We start from the raw sequence: 26,869 nt of genomic DNA on the forward strand, positions 1-26,869 counted from the left end.
TATGAGTTTTAAAGTTGGAATTGTTGGGTTACCCAACGTTGGTAAGTCGACTCTTTTTAATGCCATAACAAATTCAAAAGTTGAAGCTGCTAATTATCCCTTTGCAACTATTCAACCAAACTTTGGAACAGTGGCTGTTCCCGATGAGCGCTTAGAAAAAATGGCTGCAATAATGAGTAGTAAAAAATTAGTGCCAACCACTATTGAGTTTGTTGATATTGCTGGTTTGATTGCCGGGGCTAGTAAAGGTGAAGGTTTGGGAAATGCTTTCTTAGCCAATATTAGAGAAACTGATTTGATTTGTGAAGTAATCCGTTGTTTTGATGACAAAAGCATTACTCATGTTGAGGGTAATGTCGACCCAATCAGAGACATTGAAATAATAAATTTAGAACTTATTTTGGCAGACGAAGCAACTGTAAAAAAACGCCTTGAAAGAATCGAAGGAAAAGCTAAAAGTAGCAAAGACAAAGAAATGCTAGCAGAAGTTGATTTACTAACAAGACTGCGTGAATGTTTGGCCGATGGAAAGTTACTAAATACTTTAGATTACAATGAAGATGAAGCTAAAATTTTAAAATCATTTCAACTATTAACTTGTAAGAAATTTATTTATGTGGCCAATGTTTCAGAAAGTGAAGTAGCTGAAGAAAATGACTATGTTAAAAAAGTTCGTCAATTTGCTTTAGAAAATAGTGCAGCTGTTGTGAAAATCTCAGCGCGTATCGAAGAAGAGCTTTCAGAGTTAGACCATCAAGAAAAAACTATTTTCTTAAATGATTTGGGAATACCTAATTCAGGTTTAGATGATTTAATAGCAACAGCTTATAAAACTTTGGATTTACAAACTTTCTTTACTGTGGGACCTCAAGAAGCTCACGCCTGACAATTTCCAAAAGGAGCAACAGCTCCTCAAGCAGCTGGAATTATTCATACTGACTTTGAAAAAGGATTTATTAAGGCAGATGTTTATAATTGTGAAGATTTAATTGCTTTGGGTTCTGAACAAAATGTAAAAAATGCTGGAAAAGTTCGTCTTGAAGGAAAAGCTTATGTTTTAAATGATGGAGATGTTTGTTTCTTCAAGTTTAATAATTAGTCCACAATGTGGATTTTTTTAATTTATTTGGGTTTTTATAATTAAATGTTTATAATAATTTAAAAGAGGGGTAATTTGATGTACAGAATAGGCCAATCAACAGATATTCATAATCTCTCAAAAGGAAAGCAATTGATTTTGGGCCAGATCAACATACCATCGATTTGAAAGGTTGAAGCCATTAGTGATGGAGATGTTATAACCCATGCGATTTGTGAAGCTATAATAGGAGCTTTAGGACTTGGAGATTTAGGCGAGCATTTCCCAGAAAATAAACAAAAAAAAGGTTTTGCTTCATCACAAATAATTGAGCACTGTAACAAAATTTTATTAGAAAATAAATATCAGATAGTAAATATTGATAGCTTAATTATTTTGGATAAACCCAATCTTCTTGAGCATAAAATGAATATAAAAAATAACTTAGCAAAATTATTTGATATCGAAATAGAAAGAATCAACGTTAAAGCTACAACTAGTGAACATAATTTTTTAAGTATGATTCAAGCTAGTGCTGTAGTTCTGTTGAAGAAGGTAGAATAAAATGAGCAAATTAAGATTAAGATACGCACCGAGTCCGACAGGATTTTTACATATCGGAAATACAAGAACTGCATTAATGAATTATTTATTTGCAAAACACTATAAAGGTGATTTCATTGTTAGAATAGAAGATACCGACTTGGAAAGAAATGTGGATGGAGCAATTGAATCCCAATTTGAAAATATGAATTGATTGGGAATTTTTGCAGACGAAAGTTTCTTAAAACCTGCAACTGGTTTTGGCAAATATAAACAATCAGCAAAGTTTGATGTTTATGAAAAAATCGCAAATCAACTTCTAAATGATGAAAAAGCTTACAAGTGTTTTTGTACTCCAGAAGAATTGGAAGCAGACCGTGAAAAACAAGCTAATTTAGGAAATCCTGCACCCCAATACAATAAAAAATGTGCTAAGCTAAGTGAGGCACAAATTAATGAATTAGAAAGCAAAAAGGTGCCGGCAAACATTCGTTTTGCGGTTCCAGAAAATAAGGACTACAAAACTGATGATATTGTTAGGGGTGAAGTTGTTTTCAACTCTAAGGAAATTGGTGACTTTGTTATTTTAAAATCTAACAAAATTGCTACATATAATTTTGCTGTTGTTATTGATGATATCGATATGAAAATTACTCACGTAGTTAGAGGTGAGGAACATATTTCAAACACGCCAAGACAGTTGATGATTTATGAGGCTTTAAAAGCTAAACCACCAATTTTTTGTCACTTAACTTTAATTGTTGATGAAAATCATAAAAAACTTTCAAAAAGAAGTGGAAATGAAATGTTTTTCATTTCTCAATACAAATCTCAAGGTTATTTACCAGAAGCTTTATTTAATTATATTGGACTTTTAGGTTGATCACCAGCAGGTGAGGCGGAGATATTTACAAAGGAAGAATTTATCAAAATTTTTGATGAAAAACGTTTTTCAAAATCTCCAAGTACCTTTGATGTTAATAAACTAAAGTGAATTAATTCTCAATATATGAAAAAAATAAGCGAATCTGATTACTTAGATTTCATCAAGGAATTCATCAACAAGGAGAAATTTGATTTAAGTAAGTATTCAATTGCTGATATTGATAAAATTTTAATTCTTTTCAAAAGGGAAATTGAATTTGGAGTTCAAATCAACGATCACCTTGACTTATTTTTCAATGATAATTTGAAAATGGATGAAGCTACCAAGTCGATTTTAAAAGAGTTGGGGGATATCAAAAATATGGCCATTAAAGTGAGCGAGCAGTTTAATAATCTAAAAGACTGAAATGAAGATAATATTAAAGGTATTGTCAAAGCAATTGGGTTAGAATTAAACCGTAAAGGTAAAGAACTTTTTATGCCAATTAGAATATTAACAACAGGTTTTGAACACGGACCAGAGTTGGCAAAAACTATTGAAATTTTGGGTAAAGACCAAGTGTTAAAAAATATTAATAAGATTAAATAAGGAGGTAGTGATTATGTTCAATAAATTCATCAGAGATAGTGTCCACGGAGATATTCATTTAAAAGAAAAAGTGATTTATGAATTAATCAATACTTACGAATATCAAAGATTAAGACGAATTACCCAATTGGGTGGAGGACAATTTGTTTTTCCTTCAGCTAATCATACTAGATTTAGTCACGGTCTGGGAGTTTATCACTTGATTTGTAAATTTTTAGAAAATCTTGATTTTCAAAAATTAACTGATGAAGAGAAAATTGAAGTAAAAGTAGCTGGATTACTACACGATATCGGACATGGTCCTTTTTCGCACTCCTTTGAAGGGGTTATTACCACTAAACACGAACAGATTTCCCAAGATATTATAATGGGTGCAACCCAAATTAACGCGATTCTAGAAAATTATAATGTTAGTCAGAAAAATGTTGCAGACATAATTGTTGGAAAGCATAAAAATGGAGTTTTGAATGCCTTAGTAAGCAGTCAACTTGATGCAGACCGTTTGGATTATTTGATGCGAGATAGTTACAATTGTGGGGTAAATTATTCAAAACTAGATATTGACTGGATTATTCGACACGCAATGATTAATGGTGATAAAATCGTTTATCCTAAAAAAACTATTTATGCGATAGAATCATATCTTCTAGGTAGATATCATATGTACCAACAAGTTTATCGTCATCCAGTTTCGATTTCCTTTGACGTCATAATAAAAAAGTGATTTCAAAGACTTAAAGATTTATATGAAGAAAAATATTGTTTTAAAAATAAAGAGGATTTAAAGTTATTCATACCAATTTTCAACGAAAAGAAATTGGATCTAGAAAACTATCTTAAATTAGATGACTATACTTTTATAGATTTTATTAAAAAATGCATAAATGAAGATGATAAAATATTATCAGATTTAAGTAATCGAATCATTACTAGAAATTTCTTTGGTTTTTTCAAAGAATCAGAGTATAACAAATTGAGACAAAGTTTTGAGAAGTTAAATCTTGATAAGAAATATTATTTTCATAATTTAGAACTAAAACCAGTATTAATGTATAATGCGGATTTAGATTCAAAAAAAGATGAAACAATATATATTATTGATAATAGTGGCTTGGTTCAAAGTTTTGATCAGATTTCAGAAATTATTGATTATAGTAGTAAAAATAAAGATAAAAAATTAAATTCACAAAATATATATATTTTTCCCAAAATAATGTAAAATAGTGATTGTTAGAGGTGTAAAAAATGGCTATAAAATTATCAAATATAGAGATGGCTTATGATTATTTGAAAAATAATAAAGAAAGTGCCAATTTCGAGGAAATTTGAAATAGCATTGCAAATGAAATTCATGAAGACAATGTTAAAAAAAATGAAATAATCGCAGAACTGTATACTGATCTAGTTTTAGATAATCGTTTCGCACTTACTTCTTCGGGAGAATGAGGTTTACGAGACTATTTAAAATTTGATGACGTTAAGAAGCAATATGATTATGTTGATAAATTTGAAACTACAGAAGAGTTTGAAGATTTAGATGCATACTTAGCGACAGACATTTATGATACAGATGATATTGAAAACGCGGGTCCAAAAATTATCAGGGAAATCAATCAAAACGAAATTGATGAAGAGGATATAGATGACGACGACGATTATTTAGATGACGATGATGACGACGACGAACCAATCGATGAAGACATCTATGATGACGTTGACAATTAATTATAATTTTAAAATGTCGTAAATTTTTTACGACAATTTTACTTTTAAGGGGGTAAGTTTATGACAAAATATATATTTGTAACTGGAGGAGTAGTTTCTGGTTTAGGAAAAGGAATTACAGGTAGTTCTCTAGGAGTTCTGCTAAAAAGTAGTGGTTTAAAAGTTTTTATGCAAAAATTTGACCCGTATTTAAACGTAGATCCAGGTACTATGAGTCCATACCAACATGGAGAAGTTTATGTTACAGAAGATGGAGCAGAAACTGATTTAGATTTAGGACATTATGAAAGATTTATTGATGAAAGTTTGAGTAAGAATTCTAGTGTTACATCAGGGAGAATTTATCTTTCGGTTTTAGAAGCTGAAAGAAGAGGAGACTGAGATGGAAAAACAGTCCAAGTTATTCCACACATTACTGATGAAATTAAAAAGAAAATTTATTTAGCAGGTAAAAATGGAGCTGATGTAGTAATTACTGAAATTGGAGGAACAGTTGGTGATATCGAATCCCAACCATTCATTGAAGCAATTCGACAAGTAAGAATGGAACTGGGAAAGGAAAATGTTGCATTTATTCATGTACCGTTACTACCTTATTTAAGAGTAAGTGGTGAACACAAGACTAAGCCAGTTCAACACTCAGTTAAAGAAATGCTAAAATTAGGAATTCAACCAGATATAATTGTTGCTAGAACCGAAACCACAATTGGTGATGAGGTAAGAAATAAAATATCACTATTTTGTAACATTCCTGATGAAAATGTGATTGTAGCCCCAGATGAAAATTCGATTTATGAAGTACCAATGACTTTATTCAAACAGGACTTGCACAAAATTGTTGCAAAGCAATTAAATATGAAACTAAAAACAACTAAAATCGATCACTGAACTAATTTTTTAACTAAGTTAAATAATGCTAAAGAAGTAGTTGAGGTATATGTTGTTGGTAAATATGTTGAATTAAAAGATGCCTATCTTTCGGTTATTGAATCATTGCATATTGCTGGATTAGAAAACGGATTTAAGGTAAAAATCAATTGAATTCAATCTGCCAATTTGAACGATCAAAATTATCAAGATGTTTTAAAAGATGCCAAAGGAATCCTGGTACCAGGAGGATTTGGTAAAAGAGGGATTGAAGGAAAAGTTTTAGCAGCAAAATTTGCTCGTGAAAACAATATTCCATATTTGGGTATTTGTTTGGGGATGCAAGTTGCCACTGTTGAATTTGCTAAAAACGTTTTAAAATTGGAAAATCCCAATTCAACCGAGTTTGACCAAAACACCCCAAATCCTATTATTGATATCATTAAGGGGAAAGATACTCAAACAATTGGGGGAACCCTGAGGCTGGGTCTGTATAAAACTAAATTGAAGCCAAAAACTATGGCTCATAAACTTTATAAGGGCGACTTTGCTTATGAAAGACATCGTCATCGTTATGAATTTAATAACGATTATCGCCAACAATTTGAAGCTGCAGGAATGGTGTTTTCGGGAGAATATGTTGAAAAAAAATTAGTAGAAATAATCGAAATTCCAACTAATAAATTCTTCGTAGCAGCACAATACCACCCAGAATTCACTTCAAGACCTAATAAGCCAAACCCGTTGTTCAATGGTTTTATTCAGGCTATAATAAAAAATTAAATGTGTAAATTTATAATAAAAAAGTTTATAATTAAATAGATGAGAAAAGAGGAAGAAAATGTCAAAAATTTATCACAAGCGTCTAGTTAACGCTGATGCAATGGTTAAGGCTGCTCACAAAAATAAATATGCAATTGGGCACTTTAACATTAACAACTTAGAATGAACAAAAGCAATTTTAAGTGCAGCTCAAGAAACTAAAACTCCAACTATTATAGCAACTTCAGAAGGTGCTATGAAATATATGGGAGGACCTGCAACTGTTGTTGGTTTAGTAAATGGATTATTAGATGAATTAAACATCACAGTTCCAGTTGCTTTACACTTAGACCACGGTCAATCAGTTGAAATGGCTAAAAAATGTATTTTAGCTGGTTACTCTTCAGTTATGTTTGATGGAAGTCATTTCCCATACGCTGAAAACTTGGCAAAAACAAAAGAAGTAATTGATTTTGCTAAAAAATATGAAGTATCAGTTGAAGCTGAAATTGGTTCAATTGGTGGTGAAGAAGATGGTGTTGTTGGAAACGGTGAACTTGGAGATCCAACTGAAGCTGGAGAAATGGCTAAAACAGGAATTTCAATGTTAGCCGCAGGTATTGGAAACATTCACGGTAAATACCCAGAATGATGAAAAACTCTATCTTTTGAAACTTTGGAAAAACTTCAAAGTGCAGCTAAAATGCCAATGGTATTACATGGTGGAAGTGGAATCCCTCAAGATCAAGTTAAAAAAGCTATTTCTTTAGGAATTTCAAAAATCAATGTTAACACTGAATTACAATTAGCATTTAGAGATGCAACAAGAAAATATATCGAAGAGAAAAAAGACTTAGATGACGCAGGAAAAGGATTTGACCCTCGTAAGTTACTAGCTCCTGGTTACAAAGCATTAGTTGATACTTTTAAAGAATTAACTGGATGATTTGGAAGCCAAGGAAAAGCTTAAATTAAAAAAACAGCTATAAAGTTGTTTTTTTAATTTATTTTAAATTTATTAAATTTTTTATAGAATTATAACAAAAAAGTGGTATTATTAATTTTGGTACAAAAAACATAGTTAAGGAGTGTAAACTATGCCAAGAAAAGATATTCATCCAAAGTATTTTGATGCAAAATTCATCTGTACAACTTGTAGTAAAGAATTTGTTGGAGGTTCAACAAAGGGAGAAGAGATCAGATTAGACACTTGTTCTAATTGTCATCCTTTCTACACTGGTAACCAACAATATAGCAATGCTGCTGGACGTATTGAGAGATTTAACACAAAATTTGTGAAGAAAGAAGAAACTGCTAAAAAAATTGCAATGGATTCAGAAGCACAAAAAGCACAAAACGCTAAGACAAAAAAAGCTACAAAACCTGAAGCTTAGTTTTAAGGGGCCTAAAAAGGTCCTTTTTTTAATTAAATTATTAAATTCAAGTATAATAAGATAAAGGTGATTGAAATGAGTATTAAATTTGAAAATGTTAAAGTAACAACAAAAAAACAAAAACAATGAAATATTGATTTCAATGCCCAATCGGGAAAGGTTACTAGCTTTCTTTGTGAGGAAAGAATTGTTAGAACAGAGTTTAAAAAGATAATGAAGGGCTTAGGCCATGTAAGTTCAGGACGCACTTTGATAAATAATAATGACATGATTAACTACAAGTTAAATCAAAATCAAATCGCTGATTTAACAAAAGATAGTTATATTGAAAGGATTGTCCCACCGAGATTAAGTCTATTTATTTCGCTTCTATTTAATCGAGATTTTATCAGAGATGGTAAAACCAAAATCATTAAGGCTCGCTATGAATACTTATCATACAAGACTTCAAAAAATAATCAAAGTGATTTACAAATGCGACAAGAGATTCAAAGAATTATTCATATTTTTGTTGAAAATTCAATCAGGGTCGAAAAAGAACTTTTAGATATTTTTTTCAAGCAGATTACAGAATTTAACAATTCAAGAGCTGATAGCAAGATTAACGGTGTCAGTGGTAATCTAGCGATTTTACTAAAACGATTCAATCTATTAAAAGAAATTAATGCAAATAAGGAATTACTTTTGACGTTCATGCAATCTCTTTGAGATAAGGTTTATGCTTTTATAGAACTGAGATATTCTTGTGATTGCGAATATAATAGTGGTAGAATAAAAGCGAAAATCTCAAGGAAATTAAGATTTTACGAGCACGAATGAATTGTTAAGGAACAGTTGAAATTAATTGATTTGGATGTTAGTCAGTTAAAGTCTTCAATCCAACACAATAAAATTGAAATAAAGAATCTAGCTAGAAAAATTAACAAGATATTAAATGGTTACAAAAAATTAGATAGTCAAGTTGGCTTAAATTTAATTTCTGAACTTAAAATTTGAAATAATCTTTCAGCAGATCAAAGATTTGAATTTAGACGCAAACAAGAAAACCTATTCTTCAAGATCCTTTTAGATGAATCAAACATTATCAAAGGTAAAATAGTTGAAATAGTTCACAGGTATCACGAACTAGTTTTGGAAGGCAAAACCGAACAAGGAGAAAAGAAAAATTTCAGATCTATTTGCAAAATTAAAAGATCACAAATTCCAACCCTTTACTCTTTGTCGCATTCTTGAACACAAGATATTTTAAATAAACTTGAAATTAAGTTTGATTGATTTATAAGTTCTTTCAAAGTAAGTTCGTTAGCCCAAATTTATTTACAAATAATCAGAGCGATTCATTTAAAAAAGAAAAACATTATTATCGACAACAAATTTCATATGCTAACAAAAAACGATGCAAATTCGTTGATAAACACAATCAGAAGAATAAATGCTTTCTTCCCCAAGGTCTCTATTATTATTATGGAAAGCAATTTGAAAAACCTTCCAAATCTTAACGAACCTTTTTATTCAATTAACAATAGTGATTTAGAATACGTTTCGTTGAATAATGAGTTTTCAAAAAACAACAGCCCTTATCTGAAGGAATTTAATTACAAAAACTTCACCACTAATATTCAGTTAGAAAAAAACTTGTTAAAAATATTAGATCAAAGTTTGAAATTGCCTGATAAAAAATCAACAATTGATTCAAAAGTGGCGATTATTAATCCCTTCGCCATAGAAGTTTTAAATGAAAAAAATGCAAAAAATTCTATGCAATTTGCTGCCAAAATAATTAGTGATTCCAATTTTGTGGACCCCAGCCTTTATTTGGCGGAGATAAATCCAAATGTATCATTGTACTTCTATGAAAATCAAAATATTAACGAGAACAAAGCTGTAAAAATTGCTATCAGTCAAGAGGCTATTTTTATACCCGAAGGGAATTAAAATAAATGAGAGAAAAATACCTAAAATTAGAAAACAAAATTAAAGAATTTGATACAATAATTATTGCAAAACATGTTAATCCAGACTTTGATGCAATTGGTAGTGCTTTTGGACTAAAATTTATTATTGAAGATAATTTTAAAGACAAAAAAGTATTTGTTGTTGGTTCTAAAATTGATGAAGGAAAATACGAAAATCCTCAATTAACTGAAGCGGTAATTAAAAAGTCAATTTTAATTACTTGTGATACTGCAAACAAGGAAAGAGTTGATTTTGAATTTATTAATGAAGCAAAGGAGATTTTCAAAATTGATCACCATGTTGATGGGGATGATTTTGGACATTGCGAACTTGTTGATTCTTCAGCAATTGCCTGTTGTCAAATGATTGCTATTTGATCAAAAGAAATGAATCTGAAAATATCAAAAGAGGCTGCAAGTCATCTATACAAAGGGTTAATTACAGATTCAAACCGATTCTTGTATAAAAATACAAATGCTCAAACATTTGAAGCAGCTCAATTTTTAATCAGCACAGGCATTGATTTTGTTGGAATTTATGATAGCTTATATATCAGAAGCTTGGAAGTGCAAAAATGGATTAATAAATGTTTTTCAAAAGCTGAATTTATCAATGGTGTTGCTCACATAAAAATATTTAAAAAAGAATATGAAGATTTGAGTTTAACATTAGAGGAAGTCAAATCAAGTTTGGGAAGCATTTGTGGAATTAAAGAAATCAAGATTTCAATTTTAGCTATTGAAGTTGAGGACCAAATTAAGATCTCTCTTAGAAGCTCAAATTATTCAGTAAATCAAATTGCTAATAAATTTGGGGGTGGAGGTCACAGACTAGCGGCAGCTTGTAAAATAGCTTCTTGAGATGATTTCTCACAAGTTTTAGAAGCAGCTCAAATTTTAATTAAAAGCGAGGAAAAAAATGTTAACTAAAAATTTACAAAATAAATTAGGATGAATTGAATTAATTACTGGATGTATGTTTGCTGGTAAAACAGAGGAATTCATTAAAAGATTGCGTCGTCACAGCTATGCTAAGCGTAATGTTGTAGCCTTTAAACCAATAATTGATGATAGATACTCAATTGATAAAATATCTTCTCATTCGGGTTCTCAATTTGAATCATACCCAGTTAAAGATAGCTTGCAAATGGTTGAAAAAATAAAAGAGTTGACTAAAATTAAGAAAATTGATGTCTTGGGAATAGACGAAATTCAGTTTTTTGATGAAGGAATTGTTAATTTAGTACAAGAATACGCTGACAAGGGTATAATAGTAATTGTTAATGGTTTGGACAAAGATTTCAAGTGCGAACCATTTAAAAACGTTGATAAACTGCTTGTTCAAGCTGAATATGTAGATAAACTTTCAGCGATTTGCCATAATTGTGGTTCAAATGCAAGTAGAACACAAAGAATAGTAAATGGCAAACCAGCTGCTGCTAACGAACCTGTTATATTAGTTTCAGGAGAAGAACAGTACGAAGCTCGTTGTCGCCATTGTTACATAAAACCAAAGTAAGGAGAAAACATGAATAGTAAAACCCTTGAAGCATTACAAGTAATGCAAAAAAGAATGCAGCAAATCGATGCAGATTTGCAAAATGAAGAAATCCTAAAAGATATCAAAAAGGTTATGGAATTAAATAAAGAACGTTCAAACTTAGAAGAACCGGTTGAACTACTTAAAAAATTTGAAGCCAATATCAACAACATCAAAGAAGCGCGAGAAGTTTTAGAAAATGAAAAAGATGCTGAACTAAGAGAAATGGCGAAAGCGATTTTAGAAGAAGAGGAAGTTAAAACCCCTTCAATAGAATCAGAAATCGATTTAATATTAATGCCTAAAGATCCAAACGATGATAAAAACGTTATTGTTGAAATTCGTGGAGCTGCCGGAGGAGACGAAGCAAATATCTTTGCTGGGGATTTGTACAAAATGTACACAAAATATTGTGAAAAGAATAATTGAAAAATTGATTTACTAGACACTTCTCCATCAGAGGCCGGAGGATTCTCACAAATATCTTTTATGGTCAAAGGTGATAAAGTTTATTCAAAATTAAAATTTGAATCAGGAAGTCATAGAGTTCAAAGGGTTCCGAAAACAGAATCAAAAGGACGAATTCAAACTTCCACAGCAACAGTAGTTGTTTTACCTGAAGTAAGTGACATTGAAGTTGAAATCAGACCTTCAGATTTAAGAATCGATACTTATCGCTCGGGAGGAGCTGGAGGTCAGCATGTTAATACAACTGATTCTGCTGTTAGAATAACTCATATCCCCACAGGGGTTGTGGCATCATCTCAAGATGGAAGAAGTCAACATGATAACAAAGATATTGCGATGACAATGTTAAGAGCCAGAATTTATGAAGCAGAACTTGAGAAACAAAACTCTGAAACTGCTGGAATTCGTAAAAGTGCAGTTGGCACTGGAGCTAGAAGTGAAAAAATTAGAACATATAACTATGCTCAAAATAGAGTAACTGATCACAGAATCAATTTAACCTTGCAAAAATTAGATCAGGTTATGGAAGGTGCTATTGAAGAATTTATTTCAGAACTTATTAATAATGAACAAAAAGAGAAAGTAGCACAACACCTTCAATAAATGCTAATAAGTGAATTTGCAAAATCTCAGAAACTGGACTTTAGTAATAAAGATGAAATAAAAGCCTTTAATCAAATTTTTTCAAACATTTTAGGATTTGAGTTTAAGGATTTGATTACAAAATGGGACTACGAACTGTCTAAAAAACAAATGAAGCTTTTTTCAAAAAAGTGAAAAGTTTTTAAAAACGGTAAACCGCTAGCCTATATAACCAAAAGTAGTTATTTTTACAACACAGAAATTTCGGTCAACAAAAATGTTTTAATACCGCGTCTAGAAACAGAATACTTAGTTAGTCAAAGTTTAGAATTTGCTCAAAAAAACTTTTTGGATTCCGAACTAATATTGGCTGATATTTGCACTGGTAGTGGAGCTATTGGCGTTTCGTTTTTGAGCGATTGGGAAAAGGTTTTAGTTTTCAGTAGCGATATTTCGCAAAAGGCTATCAAGGTTGCCCGAAAAAACTTTTCTCGTTTTGATAAAGATAACTTTATCATCGAAAGAGGTAATTTTCTCAATCCACTAATTAAAAGCGGCTTAAAAGCAAATATTTTAACCATCAATCCTCCTTATATTGATCAAGAAGATCAAAACGTTGATCCAAAAACTTTTAAGAATGAACCTCATTTGGCGCTTTTTGCCAAAAATAAGGGAATGCATTTTTATGAAGAATTTTTCAAATATTGGGAACAGGTGATTAATTTTGAAAAGCCGTTCTTTGTTATTATGGAGTTTGGATTTGATCAAAAAGAAAAGATCGAGTCCTTAGCTAAAGAAAACCTTGGAAATTATAATTGAAAAATCCAGGCAGATTATTTTAACAATTGAAGGTACTTAATTATTAGTTAGGGGCAAGGTTATGGAAAAAGTTGATATAGACCAGGTTAGTTTAAAAAGAAAATATACGAGTATAATTTCTTTAATTATATTTTTTTCAATTATTATTTCGATTCCTTCAATAGTATTTATTTTTATTACCTATGCAAATATTAATTTAACTTTGTATAGCAGTAGTTATGAAGTGATTAAACCAATCATCTCACCAAAGCTATTAAATCCTAATTTAATTTTCATTTTTGAATGAATTGGTTTTTCGTGTTTTGCAATTTTCTTGGTAATGATGCTGTTCGTTGGATTATTATTTAATAACCAAAAAATATCGATAAATAGGAAAATAGTTTATATTTCATTTATGTTATTAATGTTGATTGCATGAATTTTATTAATTAGTGTAGCTCAAAACGAGTATGCCAACTTTCAACTATTTTTTAAATATCAAAACTTAACCAATCATTATACGAGTAGTGAATCACATAGCGAAAATAAAGAAGCTTGAGCTGCAATGGAAAATATCAAAACCCAGTTTACAAGTAATTTCGAAAACAACTATATTTTTGGATGATTATCAAATAATAACGTTTGATGAATGTTGTTTGTACAACTTTCTGTGGCAATTATTTCTTTTATTACCTTGCAAGATTATTTGTTCAAGAAAACTGATATAGAGGAAAACATCGATAGAATAATTAGTATTAATATTAAAAGAAGTGAATTTGGGGAGTCTTTCTTAAAAAAAATTTATAACCGTTTATTTGTTGTCACTGAGAAAAATATTTCTGTCTTAATGATAATTTCTTCGACTCTTTTAATATTACCTCAGTTGATTTACACGATTTCAATATCATCGGGGGAAAGTAAGGTGGCAAGTTTTGCCAACTGAAATTATTTTATACCCAAAATAGTTACCGATGATAGTAATTTCAGTGACTACATTAATTCAGCAAACAAGATTCCGTTCTCTTATTTCACTCTAATCCAACTACCTGTTATTGCTATTGGTTTGACAATGTCAACCATGATAATTTTTATTTCGATCTACTTCAAAAATGATAAATATACTGATGGACTTTATTTATCACAGTTTATTATATTTATTGGTGAGTTATTTTTCACCATTATTGTTACGGTCGTTTCTAAATACCAGCTGCAAAAATTAGAGTTAATTTGAAATAGCGATTCAGAAGTGAAGAAAAATTTCTTGTCATTATACCGAAGTTTTTTAGACTCAGAAAATCTAGAAGGTGATCAAAAGATTTTTCATCAGAACTTTTACAATTTAATTATTGGAGAGCAGGCAATATTCCCAATTTCATTTATTGACTTAAATAACCCAGACCCAAAAATAGGCAGTCTTTGATTAAGTAAGGGACAATACATAGCAGAGTCAATAATTTCCTTTTCTTTTGCAATTGTTGCCACTACAGTAATTGGAAATAAGGTTCACCTTATTAGAAATGAGAAAGTAAAATTAATGCAAAAACGTAAGGTCGAATAGGCCTTTTTTTTGTATAATATTAAAAAGATTGAGGATTTTTATGACTAAAACAGAAGTTAAGCTTGCAATTGAGCTATTAAAAAATAATAAAATAATAATATTGCCAACTGACACAATTTACGGACTTTCAGGATCGGTAAGCAAGGAAAATCAGATAAAAATCAACAACATTAAAGGCAGTCCTAAGGAAAAACCGCTGATTGTACTTATTTCTTCGTTAAAACAGCTTCCAGTTGAGGTTTTTAGAGATAAGAAGTTATTAAACATTTTGAAACTAAAAAAACCAACAACCGTTATAATACCAATGATCGACTCTTCTGAATCAATTGCCATTAGGTTGGTAAAAAGTAATCCAATAAAAAAAATTATTTCAAAAGTGGGGCCGATATTTTCTACCAGCGCCAATAAATCAAAAATTAAATACAAGGAAGGTGAAGTTATCTTCAATAACATAAGTCCAGCAGTTGAAAGGGTATTTTATGCTGGTAACTTAGAAAATGAACCGTCCACAATCATTAATTTCTCAGATATGTCTAAAAAAAGATAAAGAATATAATACCAAACATTGCGATGCATTGCAACATTAATCGTTAAAAAACAGCAAATATATGTTATAATTATAAATGAAGTATGGAGGGTCTATCTATGAGTAGTAAATTTAAAAAGGCCGCTTTAGAAAAGAATTACAAGTACAATCGCCCCGAAGGTGAAAATATAAATTCAAAAGGCAGCAATACAAAAAAGGGTATTAACGATTATAAATCAGCTCGTAATGGAGGAGTAAATTTGAAAACGATTTCTGTTGATGAGGTTATCAACGCCTTAAGAAACTCTAGTGTTAAGAAACAATTCTTTGCTTTACTGGGAAACCAAGATGAAGTAGCAAATGAAATTTTTACAATAAAAGCTGGTGCCGGAACTATTAATATGATTAATATCGAAGCTAAAAAGGTATACCTTTATAATGGACCCTTTTCCTTCTTTATAAAACAAATTATCAATCATCTCCCAGTAGTTAAAATCGAGGATAAAAAAGTTCTTTGAGAAAGAATTTCGATTTTACTTTCAGCACTGAACTACGGGAAAGGCGATACTGATTTTTGTTATGACTTTGAAGAAAGCTTGGACTTTGATGATCCTTTAGAAGCTATTAGATTAGAGTTCAATGAAGTTTTTGAAGCCTATGGTTTTCGCGAACCACTAGTTATTTTAATTAGAGACTTTAGAGGTTTGGCGTTTGAAGATGTTAATTCTATGGTTTCATTTGTGACAACTATTTTTGATAGGGTTTCAAATATTAAAGTTTTAATAGAAATCAACCCTAATTTAATAACTGCTCATTACCAAAATTATATTGGTGATTACATTCAAAATTGATACACACTTTTTGATGGATTAATTGATTGTCGTAACCTACTAGAACCATATGAATTAGATAATAATGAAACCATTTTCTTTGAACAGTTTGATGAATTTAATGATAAAACTCAACCGTTAAATGAATTAAAAGAAGTTCAATTTGACACGGTTAATCAAAAGAACCCACCAAAAAATAATTTTAAAGAAGATGAATTAGCTAGAGAAATAGCAGACCAGTTAGTTCAAGAAACAATTGAGCTCCCTGATAAAAAACAAAAAATTAACAAATTATTAAATGTAAAAATCCCAGACTTTAGTTTAGATAGTACCATGGAGGTTCCTAAAGAAATTAGCAAATTCGCAGACTTGAAAGATCTAAGCTCACTTAAAAACAATAGAAAAAATGAATTTAAAAACAATAAAAATTTGGATGAAGAGGCCAAAACAATAACAAATCTTAACTTAGGTGCACTATTTGGTGATTACACAGTCGAAGAAGATGACGAAGATTTTGAACCAATTAAAAAAGAGCCTAAGGTTGCTAGATCTTCATTTTTAAGACGCAGCGATGGTGTTGAAGAAACAATATTTGATCCAGAAATTTTAATGGATTCAGTAAATTCATCTAATGCAAGAAGTGGTTTTCAAAACCCTTTTAAAAATAAAAAGTAGGAACTTAAAGGATTTATAGAAAGGTAGAAAAGTATGTTTGTATTAGTAGCGGTAATGTCTTGGGTTATAGTATTTATTGCCGCAATTATTTTTATAATTGGGGGAGCTGTGATTTTAGTTTCTTTTACTCTAGAAGAAGGTAATTTCCTGGAGGGAATTAAAAAAATAATAACAAATCAGTTGGTCGGTGCCGATATTTTGAAATATAGCAACGGAGAAAAATGGGGTTATGAATTTTATTATTATGTTTTACCAATTCTTTTAATGGTAATCGGTGCTGTTCTTATTAGTATTTGTATTATCGAATTTGTTAGAATTAGAAAACGTCAAAAAATTTCGCTACCTTTTATTAAAACCTTAATTTTGCTTCTTATAGTTTTCTGTTTCATATTTGGATTTTTAATTTTAATAGTACCTGCCATCTTGCTAATAGTTGCCTTAATTGCTCAGGAAATAATTTTATTTGATGTTGAGGCTATTAACAATTACTCAGAGGAAAGAAATTTATTAATCATTTATAAAGAAGAAAGAAAATTTGAAAAAGAAGTCAATAAAGAAGGAAAGCGTAGCTGAAAGAAAAGATTTGGATCTTGAGAATCAAAAAAAGAACTTGGAAAAAACAAGTATAAGAAAAGTTATTTTGAAGACGAAAAAGAATGATAGTTTCACTTTTTAAAGAAAGGGCGTATTAGAAAATGAAAAACTCACCTATAAAAACTTACACCAAAAATTTAATAAAAGAAGCTAATCAAGTAAATTTAGAAAAAGTAAGTTTAAAAGATATAAAGTGGCCTGTTAATGAGCCTTGAAATATAAATAACTCAAGATATCAAAAACTATATATAAGTTGAATGGATAAAGTTGAATTCCTTCATATCTTAAACAACAAAAATATTTCAAAAATAAAAATTCAAAATTTAAAAGTTAACCAACTAACAAGAATGCAAAATGTTCATAATGATATGGCTTATGCTGTGAACAAAATTGCTAAATCTTTAAAGTTGGCTGACTCTTTTTTAATTGCCTATGTTGATTATGTAAATAGCGTTTTCTCTGTAGGTAATGAAATGATCGCGACAACAGAAACTTACGTAAATCGACGTATTTCTTTTGAAGATATTCAAGGTCCAGTTCATGAACCTGCTAAAATACTATGTAATAAATATCAAAAAGTTTATATAGATTGATTAGAACTAATTAATCAGATCAAAAAAATAAATAATTTTAATATTACTATGATTCGTCAAGGTAAATGAGACATCATGAAAATTAGACGTGAATCAGCACTTTATAATCAAAAAGTTGATAAAGTAAATCAAATTGCTAAATATTTACAGTTGGCTGAAAATTTTGTAGTTGCCAAAGTGGACTATCTAAATCCAGACTACATTAAGAAGGCTCAAATTGATAAAACAATTATTTCATCAAAAGATGAAATAAGATTTAGAGAAATTGTTGGCCCAATTTATGATCCTTCAAGAGTAAATAATAGTAAATACCAAAGACTTTACTCATACTGATTAGAAGAAATTAATAACTTGAAAATTATTCACAACCGTAATATTGATTTAATTAGTGATGGGATGATTTCTGAAAGAAAAATTGAGAAATTGCAAAATGAATACAATTATTTGGTGAGAGATGTAAATGATTTGTTCGAAGATTTAAAGTTAGCTGAACGTTATCGTGTCGCTAGAGTGAACTACTTTATTAACGTCTACGAGAAAAAATATTATCAAGAAGATGCTGGCGAAATTACTTACAACGAAATGAGAATTGAAGAATCAGGCGTACCATTCCTAACAATTGATAAGCCTTTGGAATTAGATTTATCAGAAAAAACTCATGTTGAGAGAATGGAAGCTGAAGAAATAAAATATAAAAAAGTTGTAAAAGATATCCAAGATACTCAAAAGGTTTTGGATGATTTTGTAAACTTTGAGGAAGTTAATGAGGAATTAATAATCCCTGAACAAACAAAAGAAGAATTTATTTTAACTGAAAAAGTTGTTGAGGAAGATGATACTGATTACACAATCACAGATGAAAATTTTGATATAACTTTACAAAGCATCACTGAAGCTGTTGATGAAGAAGAATTAAAAGACCGAGAAGATGTTACGGCAACCTTCATCAAAGAACATGCACTTTTTGATTGAAATGGAAGACCGGTTTACAATGAGCAAAAACAACAATTAATTGCAAACCCTGAAATTTTGAAATTGGATATCACAAATGTTTATGATGAAAATTTCAGACCACTATTTAGCAATGATAAAGAATTGCCTTACGGATATTCTTTATTTGATTGATTGGGAGATCAAGTTTATGATGAACTTGGTAATTTTATAGTTGAAGAAGTGAAAATCAATTTTGATGCCAAAAAACCAAAATACAAAAAAGATGATACTCAATTTATAAAATTTATTCCTCAACCTAAAGATCCAAAAGGAACTAAACTTTATGATTGACACGGGAATCCGGTTTTTGACAAACAAGGAAAACAACTTGAAACAGATGGCGAAAATGCTCAGATCTTAGATACAGAAATTTTTGATGTTAATGGAAATAAATTTACTTTAGAAAAAAACAAATTGCCATACACAAAGGCGTTGTTCAATAAAAATGGATTTAAGTCTCTTGATGTTTTACAAGACAGTGATGCAAAAGAGTCTAAAGGTGTTCCCGCCAAAGAATACTACGCTAAGATAAATAAACCACTTCCTTTAAATTCAACTGAGTTAGAAAAAATTGAAGAAAACAAAGAAGTTAATTTACCAGATAATGATGAACAACTAATTGTTGTTAAAAAACCTTCATCTAATAATGTAGCGCTATTATTTGACAGAAATAAAAAACTTGTTTTTAGTCCCAACAAAGAACCATTAGAACTTAATTCAGATCTTGGTGCAGTGGACTACTCGATTATTTTAAATAGCGCTGGGAAACCTCTTGCTAGCTCAACAAAGTCTCCGATTGTCTTATTTGATAGCCAAGGAAACGTTGTCTTTGATAAAGATGGTTTTTTAGTTGAACAAGAATTAACAGTTCCGAGAGAATTGAAAAACAAAATTAGTTTCAAAACTAAACCAGTAAAAGAAAAAAGTACATTGTTATTTGATATAAATAGCAAACCAGTTTTTGACAAAAACAAGAAGCAACTTACAGTTGAATCTGTAAAAGATAAAGTTGATTTTAAAAATGTTTTTGATAACAAGGGGAAAAGCGTACTAAAAAACAAAGAAAACCAAATTTATGGATTGGCACTTTTTGCTGCGGACAAAGAACAAGTCTACACAAAAGATGGTCAACTGATTTACAAAGAATTTGTAGAAGTTAATAATTTTGAAAAACCGTTAGAAAATTTAGTTGAAAATGATATCTCTAAAAAAGATGATGATTTTATTTTAATCTTTGATAAAAATAACGAACCACTTTTTGACGCCTCAGGAAATCAATTAAATACAGGAATGGATTTTTCAGAGTTTTATCCAAGCAAGATTTTTACAAAACATAAAGAACCTGCCTTTCATGATAAAAAAAATATCGATTTATATGACGCCTCAGGAAATCCTTTAAATGAAGTTAAAGAAAAAATTGGAGAGCAACCTTTGACTTGCAGCTTACCTCCTGATTATCAAGAAAAATTAAATTCAGATAGACAAGAGCAATATCCTAGTGTAGGAACTCTGATGTTTGATAAAAAAGGTAACCCTTTATTTTTTGAAAACAAAGAACATGCATTCATTGATGAAGAAAATTTTGATATTAAAGAAAAAGTTATTTTAAACGAAAAGGGACAACCATTATTTAATACTAAAAAATTAGACAAAGTTGATTTTGCTGTATTTGATTCAGCTAAAAATGAAATCATAAATAAAGATGGAAAATTAAATAAAATTAAAAACAAATCACTTGAGGAATCATCTCAAATATTTGACATAGATGGAAATCAATTATTTAATAAAGATAAGCAACCTTTGCATGTAGACAACTCTAATTTAAAAGAGATTTTATCTGGTCAATTATATGATAAAAAAGGGAAACCATATAAATTAAAAGAAAATCAAAGAGCAATCTTTGACATAGATGGAAATCAATTAACAAATAAACAAGGTGCGCCGCTTATTGAAAAGTCTTTGGATTCTAAAATTGCTTCAGATGATAAAATTCTAGTTAAATTTGAAGAACCAATTGCTCCAGCAGGGACTCAGTTATTTTCAAAAAAAGGGGAACAACTATTTAACAGTGAGGGACAATTATTTGTAACCGATGGTAAACTAAATCCAATTTCTGATAAATTATTTAATGAACATGGAGATTTAGTAATTGATCCAACTAACAAGTTACAGGATGCTACTTTGTTTGATAAAAACAATAACAAAGTCTATAACGAAAATGGAGATCTTATTACAGAAGATAAATTTTTAGAGGTAAGTTCAGATAATTTAGCTAAAAAAGTTTTAGATAATGGTGATACAGTTGATGTAATTAAGAGACCAATAGTTAAAATGAATGAAAATTTATTCTTAACTGATGGAACAGAATTATTTGATGAAAACCAAAATCCAATCACTTTAAATTCAGTTAATCAAAAAGCACCTGAAAGAATTTTCTCAAAAAATGGCAGCGAAATTAAATACCCAGACAACAACAAAACTATAATTGATAGTAATGGATTAGTAGCTTTTGATAAAAAAGGTAACTTAAAATTCAATGAAATCCCATTTGAAAAAGTGGAAAGTAATAAAAATGATGTAGCTTTTGATATCGAAAAAACAAATGAAAATCTTTTTGAAGAAAAACCAAATCAGACAGTTGAAAATCAAAAATTATTTTTATTAGATGGAACAGAATTATTTGATGAAAACCAAAACCCCATTACTTTAAATTCAGTTAATCAAAAAGCACCTGAAAGAATTTTCTCAAAAAATGGTAGCGAAATTAAATACCCAGATAATAACAAAACATTAGTTGACGATTCTGGAATAGTAGCTTTTGATAAAAAAGGTAACCTAAAATTAAGTCAAAATTATTTTGATGAAACTTATGGTTTAAAAGATAACAAAAATTCTAAACAAGATGGAAATGAATCGGGTGAAATTAAAAACCAGGAACAACTAGAAGTGGTTGAAAAATTAATTAAGAAACCAATGGCCCAAGAAGGCGAACAATTATTTAATAAAAAAGGAAAACCCGTTTACAACAAGGACGGAGAAAAAATTACTTTCGATGCTATTAATGAAAAATTTGATGGGGAAATCTTTGATAAAAATGGTAAATCAATTTCAGATAAAAAAGATTCACAGTCAGATAAAACTCTTTACAATAAAAAAGGAACTAAAGTCTTTGATGAAAACGGAGATGCCATTTTTAACACTGAAGTCATTTCTATAAATCCTGATAAAATAAAAATCAAAGAGCTGGAAGATGGCAATACAATTGAAATACTTTCAGAACCATTAATTAAAAATGAAGAATTATTATTTACACAAAATGGAGAACCTGTATTTGATGAATATCATCAACAGTTAAGAACTTCTCAAGACGAAAATGATCAATCTCCTGAAACTGTTTTTGACAAAAAAGGGAGAGATATATCACATAAATTGGATAATATCCGTGTATTGTTTGATAAAAATGGTAACCCAGCTTATGACCGAAGTGGTGATCGTTTAAAAGATGAAAAAATTTTAAATGACTTAGCGGAAAACAAAACTAAATCAGATAATCTATCACAAAATATCAAACCACAAAAAGAGACAGAAGAAGTTTTAGTGACAATACAAGAACCATTGGCACCAAAAAACACGCCCCTATTTACTAAAGATAAAAAACCTTTATTCAATAGAGAGGGTGAACAAATTTTAACTGACGGAAGAATGGAAAAATTTAGTCAGCCTGTTTACAGCGAAAATGGTGAAATTGTATTTGATGCAGCGGAAGAAAACATCGATAAAACTTTATATGATGAATTTGGTAAGGAAATATTTGATAAAAATGGATCACCGATTTTATTATCTAAAAATATCAATGTAAAACCTGAGGAAGTAAAAACTAAAAAAACATCAGATGGCAGCGAAGTGAAATATATTCAAAAACCTTTAGTAAAAAATGATGAGCAACTTTATTTAACTAACAAAGAACCTGTTTACAAATCTGATGGTACACCTTTATTATTCAAAGATGATTTATCATCGGCACCTGAAGAATTATATTCACAAGATGGTAAATTATTAAATAATCTAATTGATTCAAAAACTTTAGTAAATAAAGATGGAATAATAGCGTTTAACCGAAACGGTGATTTAAATATTATTGAAACTCCAGTTGTGGCATTAGAGAAATCAATATCAAATGAAAATGTAAGTACTGATTTGGAATTAAAAGAATCAGATTACAAAAATTCATATTCACAAGATTCTTATGACAACAATCCAAATCAAGATATCACTGAAGGTCAACAAATATTTTTAGCTAACAATCAACCAGTTTATAACCGAAACGGTGATATTTTAAAAACCACAAAAGACATGGAACATTTTTCAGATGAGATGTTTGACGAAAAAGGAAATTCAATTCCCGAAGCACCCAATCAATCACTTTACATAAGTGATGGAACTAAAGTTTTAGACAGAAGAGAAAATGCTAAAAATATTAGTCCCGAAAAATCTTTTGTCGAAAAACCATCAGAAGATAAAAATTTAGAAGAAAATGTTATAGCTGAAATAAAAGTCACTTCAGTAAGCCCAGGAGCTCAGTTATATACAAAAGATAAACGCCCAGTCTTTAATTCTAAGGGTAAACAGTTGCTTAACAATGGTAAACTTTCAAAAATTAATGAGACAGTTTTTGACGAAAAAGGAAAAATAATTTTTGATCCTAAAGACGAAAATTCTGATAAATCACTTTTTGATAAAGATGGAAATCAAGCTTACAAGGAAAATGGTAAACCATTACTTAAAAACAAAGAGGTTAAGATTAAATCTGGCGATATCAAAAAAACGGTTCTCCCTTCTGGAGAAAAAATTAAATTTATTGAGAAACCTGTAGTTGATTTCAATGAACCGCTATATCTAGATGACAATACTCCAGTATTTAAATTTGATGGTAGTCCACTTATATTCAATGATGTTTTAAGTGAATCCCCAGAAAATTTCTATTCTTCTAACGGAATAAAAATCAAAAATGATGACGAAACTAAATCTTTATTTGATAAAAATGGTTTAGAGGTTTTTGATAAAAATGGTAAACTTAAAACCGTTAAAGAACCAATCGTCAAAATATTAGATAGTGAACATGAAAACAATAAATTTGAAAATAAAGAACTTGAAAACAATGAAATTGAAAACAATGAACTTGAAAACAATGAACTTGAAAACAATGAACTTGAAGATGAGCAAGAAGAAAAAAATGAGCGAGAAATTGAATCAGTTAAAGTGGAAAAAATAATAAATAGTCCAGTAGCGCCTATTGGTACTTTGTTATTCTCAAAAGATAATACTCCAATTTACGAATTAAGTGGAAAAAGATTAAAATTATCAGAAAATAAAAATCCTTGAGAAGAGGGAATTTATAATTCAAATCTTCAACCAATTTTAGAATTAGATAACAAAAATCTTTATGATGCTGAGGGTAATGAAATTTTCAACAGCGATGGTAATTTGATTTTAAAACATAAAAAAGTTCTTGTTGACAAAAAAGATATCGAAACTAAAGTTCTACCTAACGGAGAAAAAGTTGAAACAATTAAGTCTGCAAATGTGGACAAGGGACAGTTTTTATTCTTGAAAGATAACACACAAGTTTACGATAAAAATGGAAGTCCAATATTATCAACTGGTACTGATGAACCTTTAAGAGGTGATGTTTTTGATAGAAGTGGTAAAAATCTTTTCAAAGATCCAAAGTATTACGAAAACGGAAAATCACTTTTCACAAAAGAAGGCGTACCAGTTTATGATATGAGTGGTTCAGCTGTTACAAATGAAAGTCAGATTATTGACGAGGCTGATATAAATAACAATTTGGAAGCTAAAACTGCCAAAATTCCAGATTTAAAATCTGAAAAAGTGAAAGCTAAAATAAAGACTCCGATTGCAAAAGTTGGAACCCCATTATTTACAAAAGATCAAGAGCCAGTATTTACTAGCGAAGGTCAACCATTGAAATCTGATGGACAGGTTTCAAGAATAACCTCACCAGTTTTTGATAAATCAGGTAATTTGTTATTTGCATTAGATGATCAAGAAAAAGACAAATCATTGTTTGATAAAGAGGGTCGTAAATTATATTCTGAAACAGGAAAACCTGTTTTAGAAACAGTTGAGTTAGAAATTAACCCTGAAGAAGTTAAAACTAAAAAATTACCTTCAGGAGATACTGTCAACTATATTGAAAAACCTCTTGTTGAAACAGGGCAACAGTTGTTCTTGAAAGATGGAACCCCAGTTTATAAAGCTGATAAAACCCCATTAACAATGGAAGATTTTATGACCAAAACACCAGAAAAAATATTTGATATTCAAAGTCGTGAAATTGATCAAAAAGACAACAAAGCTTTATTTGATAAAAACCAACAAATGGGATTTGACGATAAGGGTAATCGTAAAACAATTAAGAGCCCAATTGTAAAACTTTTAGATGAAACTAAAAGGGAAACAGATACACCAAAAGCAAAAAATGATTCCAAAGAAGATAAAAATATTTTAAAAACTCATGAAAATGAAGAAATTATTTTATTGGAACCAACCGTTGAAGAAGGAACTTTATTATTTGATAAAAAAGGTCGTCCGGTATTTGATGTCAATGGAAATCAATTAACTCAAGGAAAAGTTAACGAAGTTGTTGCTAAAGAAATCTTTGATGTGAATGGTGAAATTCTAAATAAAGATGCTCAGGAAAAAAATATCAAACCTTACTTGTTTGATGAATCAGGTAAAAAAGCTACTGAAATCGATGGAACACCAATTGTCAAAGAGGTTTTAATTGATTTAAGTAATCCAATTCAAAAAGACAAGGAAATTGAAATTATTATCGTACCTATTGCTAAAATAGGAACTAAACTTTACACAGAAAATGGTTCACCAGTATTTTATTCTTCAGGCCAACCCGTAGTTGTAAATTATGAAATAGAAAAATATGATTTCTCAGATATTTACGACAATGATGGAGAGTTAGTAGCTGAACAAAATGAAAATCAAGAACTTTTTGATTTTGAAGGAACCCACGTTATTGAAGATGGAGAGCTTATCAAAGTTAAAAGAGCTGTTAAGAAAAACAAAGAAATCAAAAAAGACGATAAAGCAAATCGAAAAGCTAAAGTTAAAGAAAATATAGATAAGTTTAAAAATTCTCAAAAACATGCAAAGAAAGATTTAGACAATGTTTTTGATGAGGCAAATAGTAGACTTGAAAAAATCAAAGAAGAATTAAAAGAGATTACTGATAATACTCAAGCTAAACGTCAACCTAAATCAGTCTTTGATAAATTAACAGAGGAATATGAGGATGACTATGATACTGAATATGACTTATTAGAATCAAGAAGAAAACCTAATAAATCCAAATCAATAAATGATGATTTAGAGCCTTTACCAAGTATGCAACAAAGCTTTGTTCCAAAAGAAAACAATTTCTTTAATAAGATTGAGGATAGAATGAATTCAATTGAACAAATGCTAGCAATTTTAACAAATCAAGATAAAACTATGGATTCAAGCAAAATTAGAATATTAAAAGATGATATCGACAGAATCTATGCAGATATAAATAATATTAGTTCTAGCGTTCCAAGTTTTACTTATAATAATCAGTTTAATCGCAAACCTCATGATTTTGATATTTGCGGCTGCAAAAATGATTGTGGATCTTCAAAAAGAAGACACCATGTTTATAATTCTGGAAACAACTTTTCACAAAGAGGTAATGATTTTAAAGTAGCTAACTTTAGTCACCACCATAATTGTCACCACAAAAAAAATGATGGTCATCAAATTTGTGAACACTGTGGAAACAACTTTAATTATTAATTTAAATAAAATCTTTGAGTATAAATAAATGTTCGCCCGTTTATTTTATACTTAGAGATTTTT

General features: G+C 29.8%; 18 protein-coding genes. All 18 read left to right on the top strand.

Going from position 1 to position 26,869, the window contains the following annotated elements:
• The first annotated feature begins 1 nt into the window (after position 1).
• The gene (ychF, locus tag AACK87_RS01015) at positions 2 to 1,099 is read left to right on the top strand and encodes a redox-regulated ATPase YchF (RefSeq protein ID WP_338972680.1); all 1,098 of its coding nucleotides are present in this window, start codon (positions 2 to 4) and stop codon (positions 1,097 to 1,099) included.
• Positions 1,100 to 1,177: 78 nt separating this feature from the next.
• On the top strand, positions 1,178 to 1,642 hold the full coding sequence (gene ispF / locus AACK87_RS01020) for a 2-C-methyl-D-erythritol 2,4-cyclodiphosphate synthase (protein WP_338972682.1): 465 nt from the start codon (positions 1,178 to 1,180) through the stop codon (positions 1,640 to 1,642).
• A gap of 1 nt (position 1,643) precedes the next feature.
• Positions 1,644 to 3,095 carry a glutamate--tRNA ligase gene (gene gltX, locus AACK87_RS01025; protein WP_338972684.1) on the top strand — a complete coding sequence of 484 codons (1,452 nt, stop codon included), beginning with the start codon at positions 1,644 to 1,646 and terminating at the stop codon, positions 3,093 to 3,095.
• A 13-nt stretch (positions 3,096 to 3,108) separates the two neighbouring features.
• Entirely contained in the window at positions 3,109 to 4,314 is a 1,206-nt protein-coding gene (locus AACK87_RS01030) for an HD domain-containing protein (protein WP_338972686.1), read from the top strand.
• A 26-nt stretch (positions 4,315 to 4,340) separates the two neighbouring features.
• Positions 4,341 to 4,820 (top strand): DNA-directed RNA polymerase subunit delta, encoded by a 480-nt coding sequence (gene rpoE, locus AACK87_RS01035; RefSeq protein WP_338972688.1) that lies wholly within the window; start codon positions 4,341 to 4,343, stop codon positions 4,818 to 4,820.
• 60 nt (positions 4,821 to 4,880) lie between these two features.
• The gene (locus AACK87_RS01040) at positions 4,881 to 6,470 is read left to right on the top strand and encodes a CTP synthase (protein ID WP_338972690.1); all 1,590 of its coding nucleotides are present in this window, start codon (positions 4,881 to 4,883) and stop codon (positions 6,468 to 6,470) included.
• Positions 6,471 to 6,528: 58 nt separating this feature from the next.
• Complete coding sequence (gene fba, locus AACK87_RS01045; protein ID WP_338972692.1) at positions 6,529 to 7,419, top strand: class II fructose-1,6-bisphosphate aldolase; 891 nt, start codon at positions 6,529 to 6,531, stop codon at positions 7,417 to 7,419.
• A 127-nt stretch (positions 7,420 to 7,546) separates the two neighbouring features.
• Positions 7,547 to 7,843 carry a 50S ribosomal protein L31 gene (gene rpmE, locus AACK87_RS01050; RefSeq protein WP_422397188.1) on the top strand — a complete coding sequence of 99 codons (297 nt, stop codon included), beginning with the start codon at positions 7,547 to 7,549 and terminating at the stop codon, positions 7,841 to 7,843.
• 75 nt (positions 7,844 to 7,918) lie between these two features.
• Positions 7,919 to 9,778, top strand: coding sequence for a hypothetical protein (locus AACK87_RS01055; RefSeq protein WP_338972694.1), 1,860 nt, complete (start codon positions 7,919 to 7,921; stop codon positions 9,776 to 9,778).
• Between the two features lie 5 nt (positions 9,779 to 9,783).
• Complete coding sequence (locus AACK87_RS01060) at positions 9,784 to 10,728, top strand: bifunctional oligoribonuclease/PAP phosphatase NrnA (RefSeq protein ID WP_338972696.1); 945 nt, start codon at positions 9,784 to 9,786, stop codon at positions 10,726 to 10,728.
• Positions 10,718 to 11,317 carry a thymidine kinase gene (locus tag AACK87_RS01065; RefSeq protein ID WP_338972698.1) on the top strand — a complete coding sequence of 200 codons (600 nt, stop codon included), beginning with the start codon at positions 10,718 to 10,720 and terminating at the stop codon, positions 11,315 to 11,317. The genes AACK87_RS01060 and AACK87_RS01065 overlap by 11 nt, the downstream gene beginning before the upstream one ends.
• A gap of 9 nt (positions 11,318 to 11,326) precedes the next feature.
• On the top strand, positions 11,327 to 12,409 hold the full coding sequence (prfA, locus tag AACK87_RS01070) for a peptide chain release factor 1 (protein WP_338972699.1): 1,083 nt from the start codon (positions 11,327 to 11,329) through the stop codon (positions 12,407 to 12,409).
• Positions 12,410 to 13,258 (top strand): peptide chain release factor N(5)-glutamine methyltransferase, encoded by an 849-nt coding sequence (gene prmC / locus AACK87_RS01075; protein ID WP_338972701.1) that lies wholly within the window; start codon positions 12,410 to 12,412, stop codon positions 13,256 to 13,258.
• A 10-nt stretch (positions 13,259 to 13,268) separates the two neighbouring features.
• Entirely contained in the window at positions 13,269 to 14,744 is a 1,476-nt protein-coding gene (locus AACK87_RS01080) for a hypothetical protein (RefSeq protein ID WP_338972703.1), read from the top strand.
• 40 nt (positions 14,745 to 14,784) lie between these two features.
• Positions 14,785 to 15,291, top strand: a complete 507-nt coding sequence (locus AACK87_RS01085) for an L-threonylcarbamoyladenylate synthase (RefSeq protein ID WP_338972706.1) — start codon at positions 14,785 to 14,787, stop codon at positions 15,289 to 15,291.
• Positions 15,292 to 15,389: 98 nt separating this feature from the next.
• The gene (locus AACK87_RS01090; protein WP_338972708.1) at positions 15,390 to 16,775 is read left to right on the top strand and encodes a hypothetical protein; all 1,386 of its coding nucleotides are present in this window, start codon (positions 15,390 to 15,392) and stop codon (positions 16,773 to 16,775) included.
• 54 nt (positions 16,776 to 16,829) lie between these two features.
• Positions 16,830 to 17,438, top strand: a complete 609-nt coding sequence (locus AACK87_RS01095; RefSeq protein WP_338972710.1) for a hypothetical protein — start codon at positions 16,830 to 16,832, stop codon at positions 17,436 to 17,438.
• A gap of 32 nt (positions 17,439 to 17,470) precedes the next feature.
• Positions 17,471 to 26,806 (top strand): hypothetical protein, encoded by a 9,336-nt coding sequence (locus tag AACK87_RS01100; protein ID WP_338972712.1) that lies wholly within the window; start codon positions 17,471 to 17,473, stop codon positions 26,804 to 26,806.
• Positions 26,807 to 26,869 lie beyond the last annotated feature (63 nt).

The sequence above is a fragment of the Spiroplasma endosymbiont of Panorpa germanica genome, assembly GCF_964019765.1.
Taxonomy (GTDB): domain Bacteria; phylum Bacillota_I; class Bacilli_A; order Mycoplasmatales; family Mycoplasmataceae; genus Spiroplasma_B.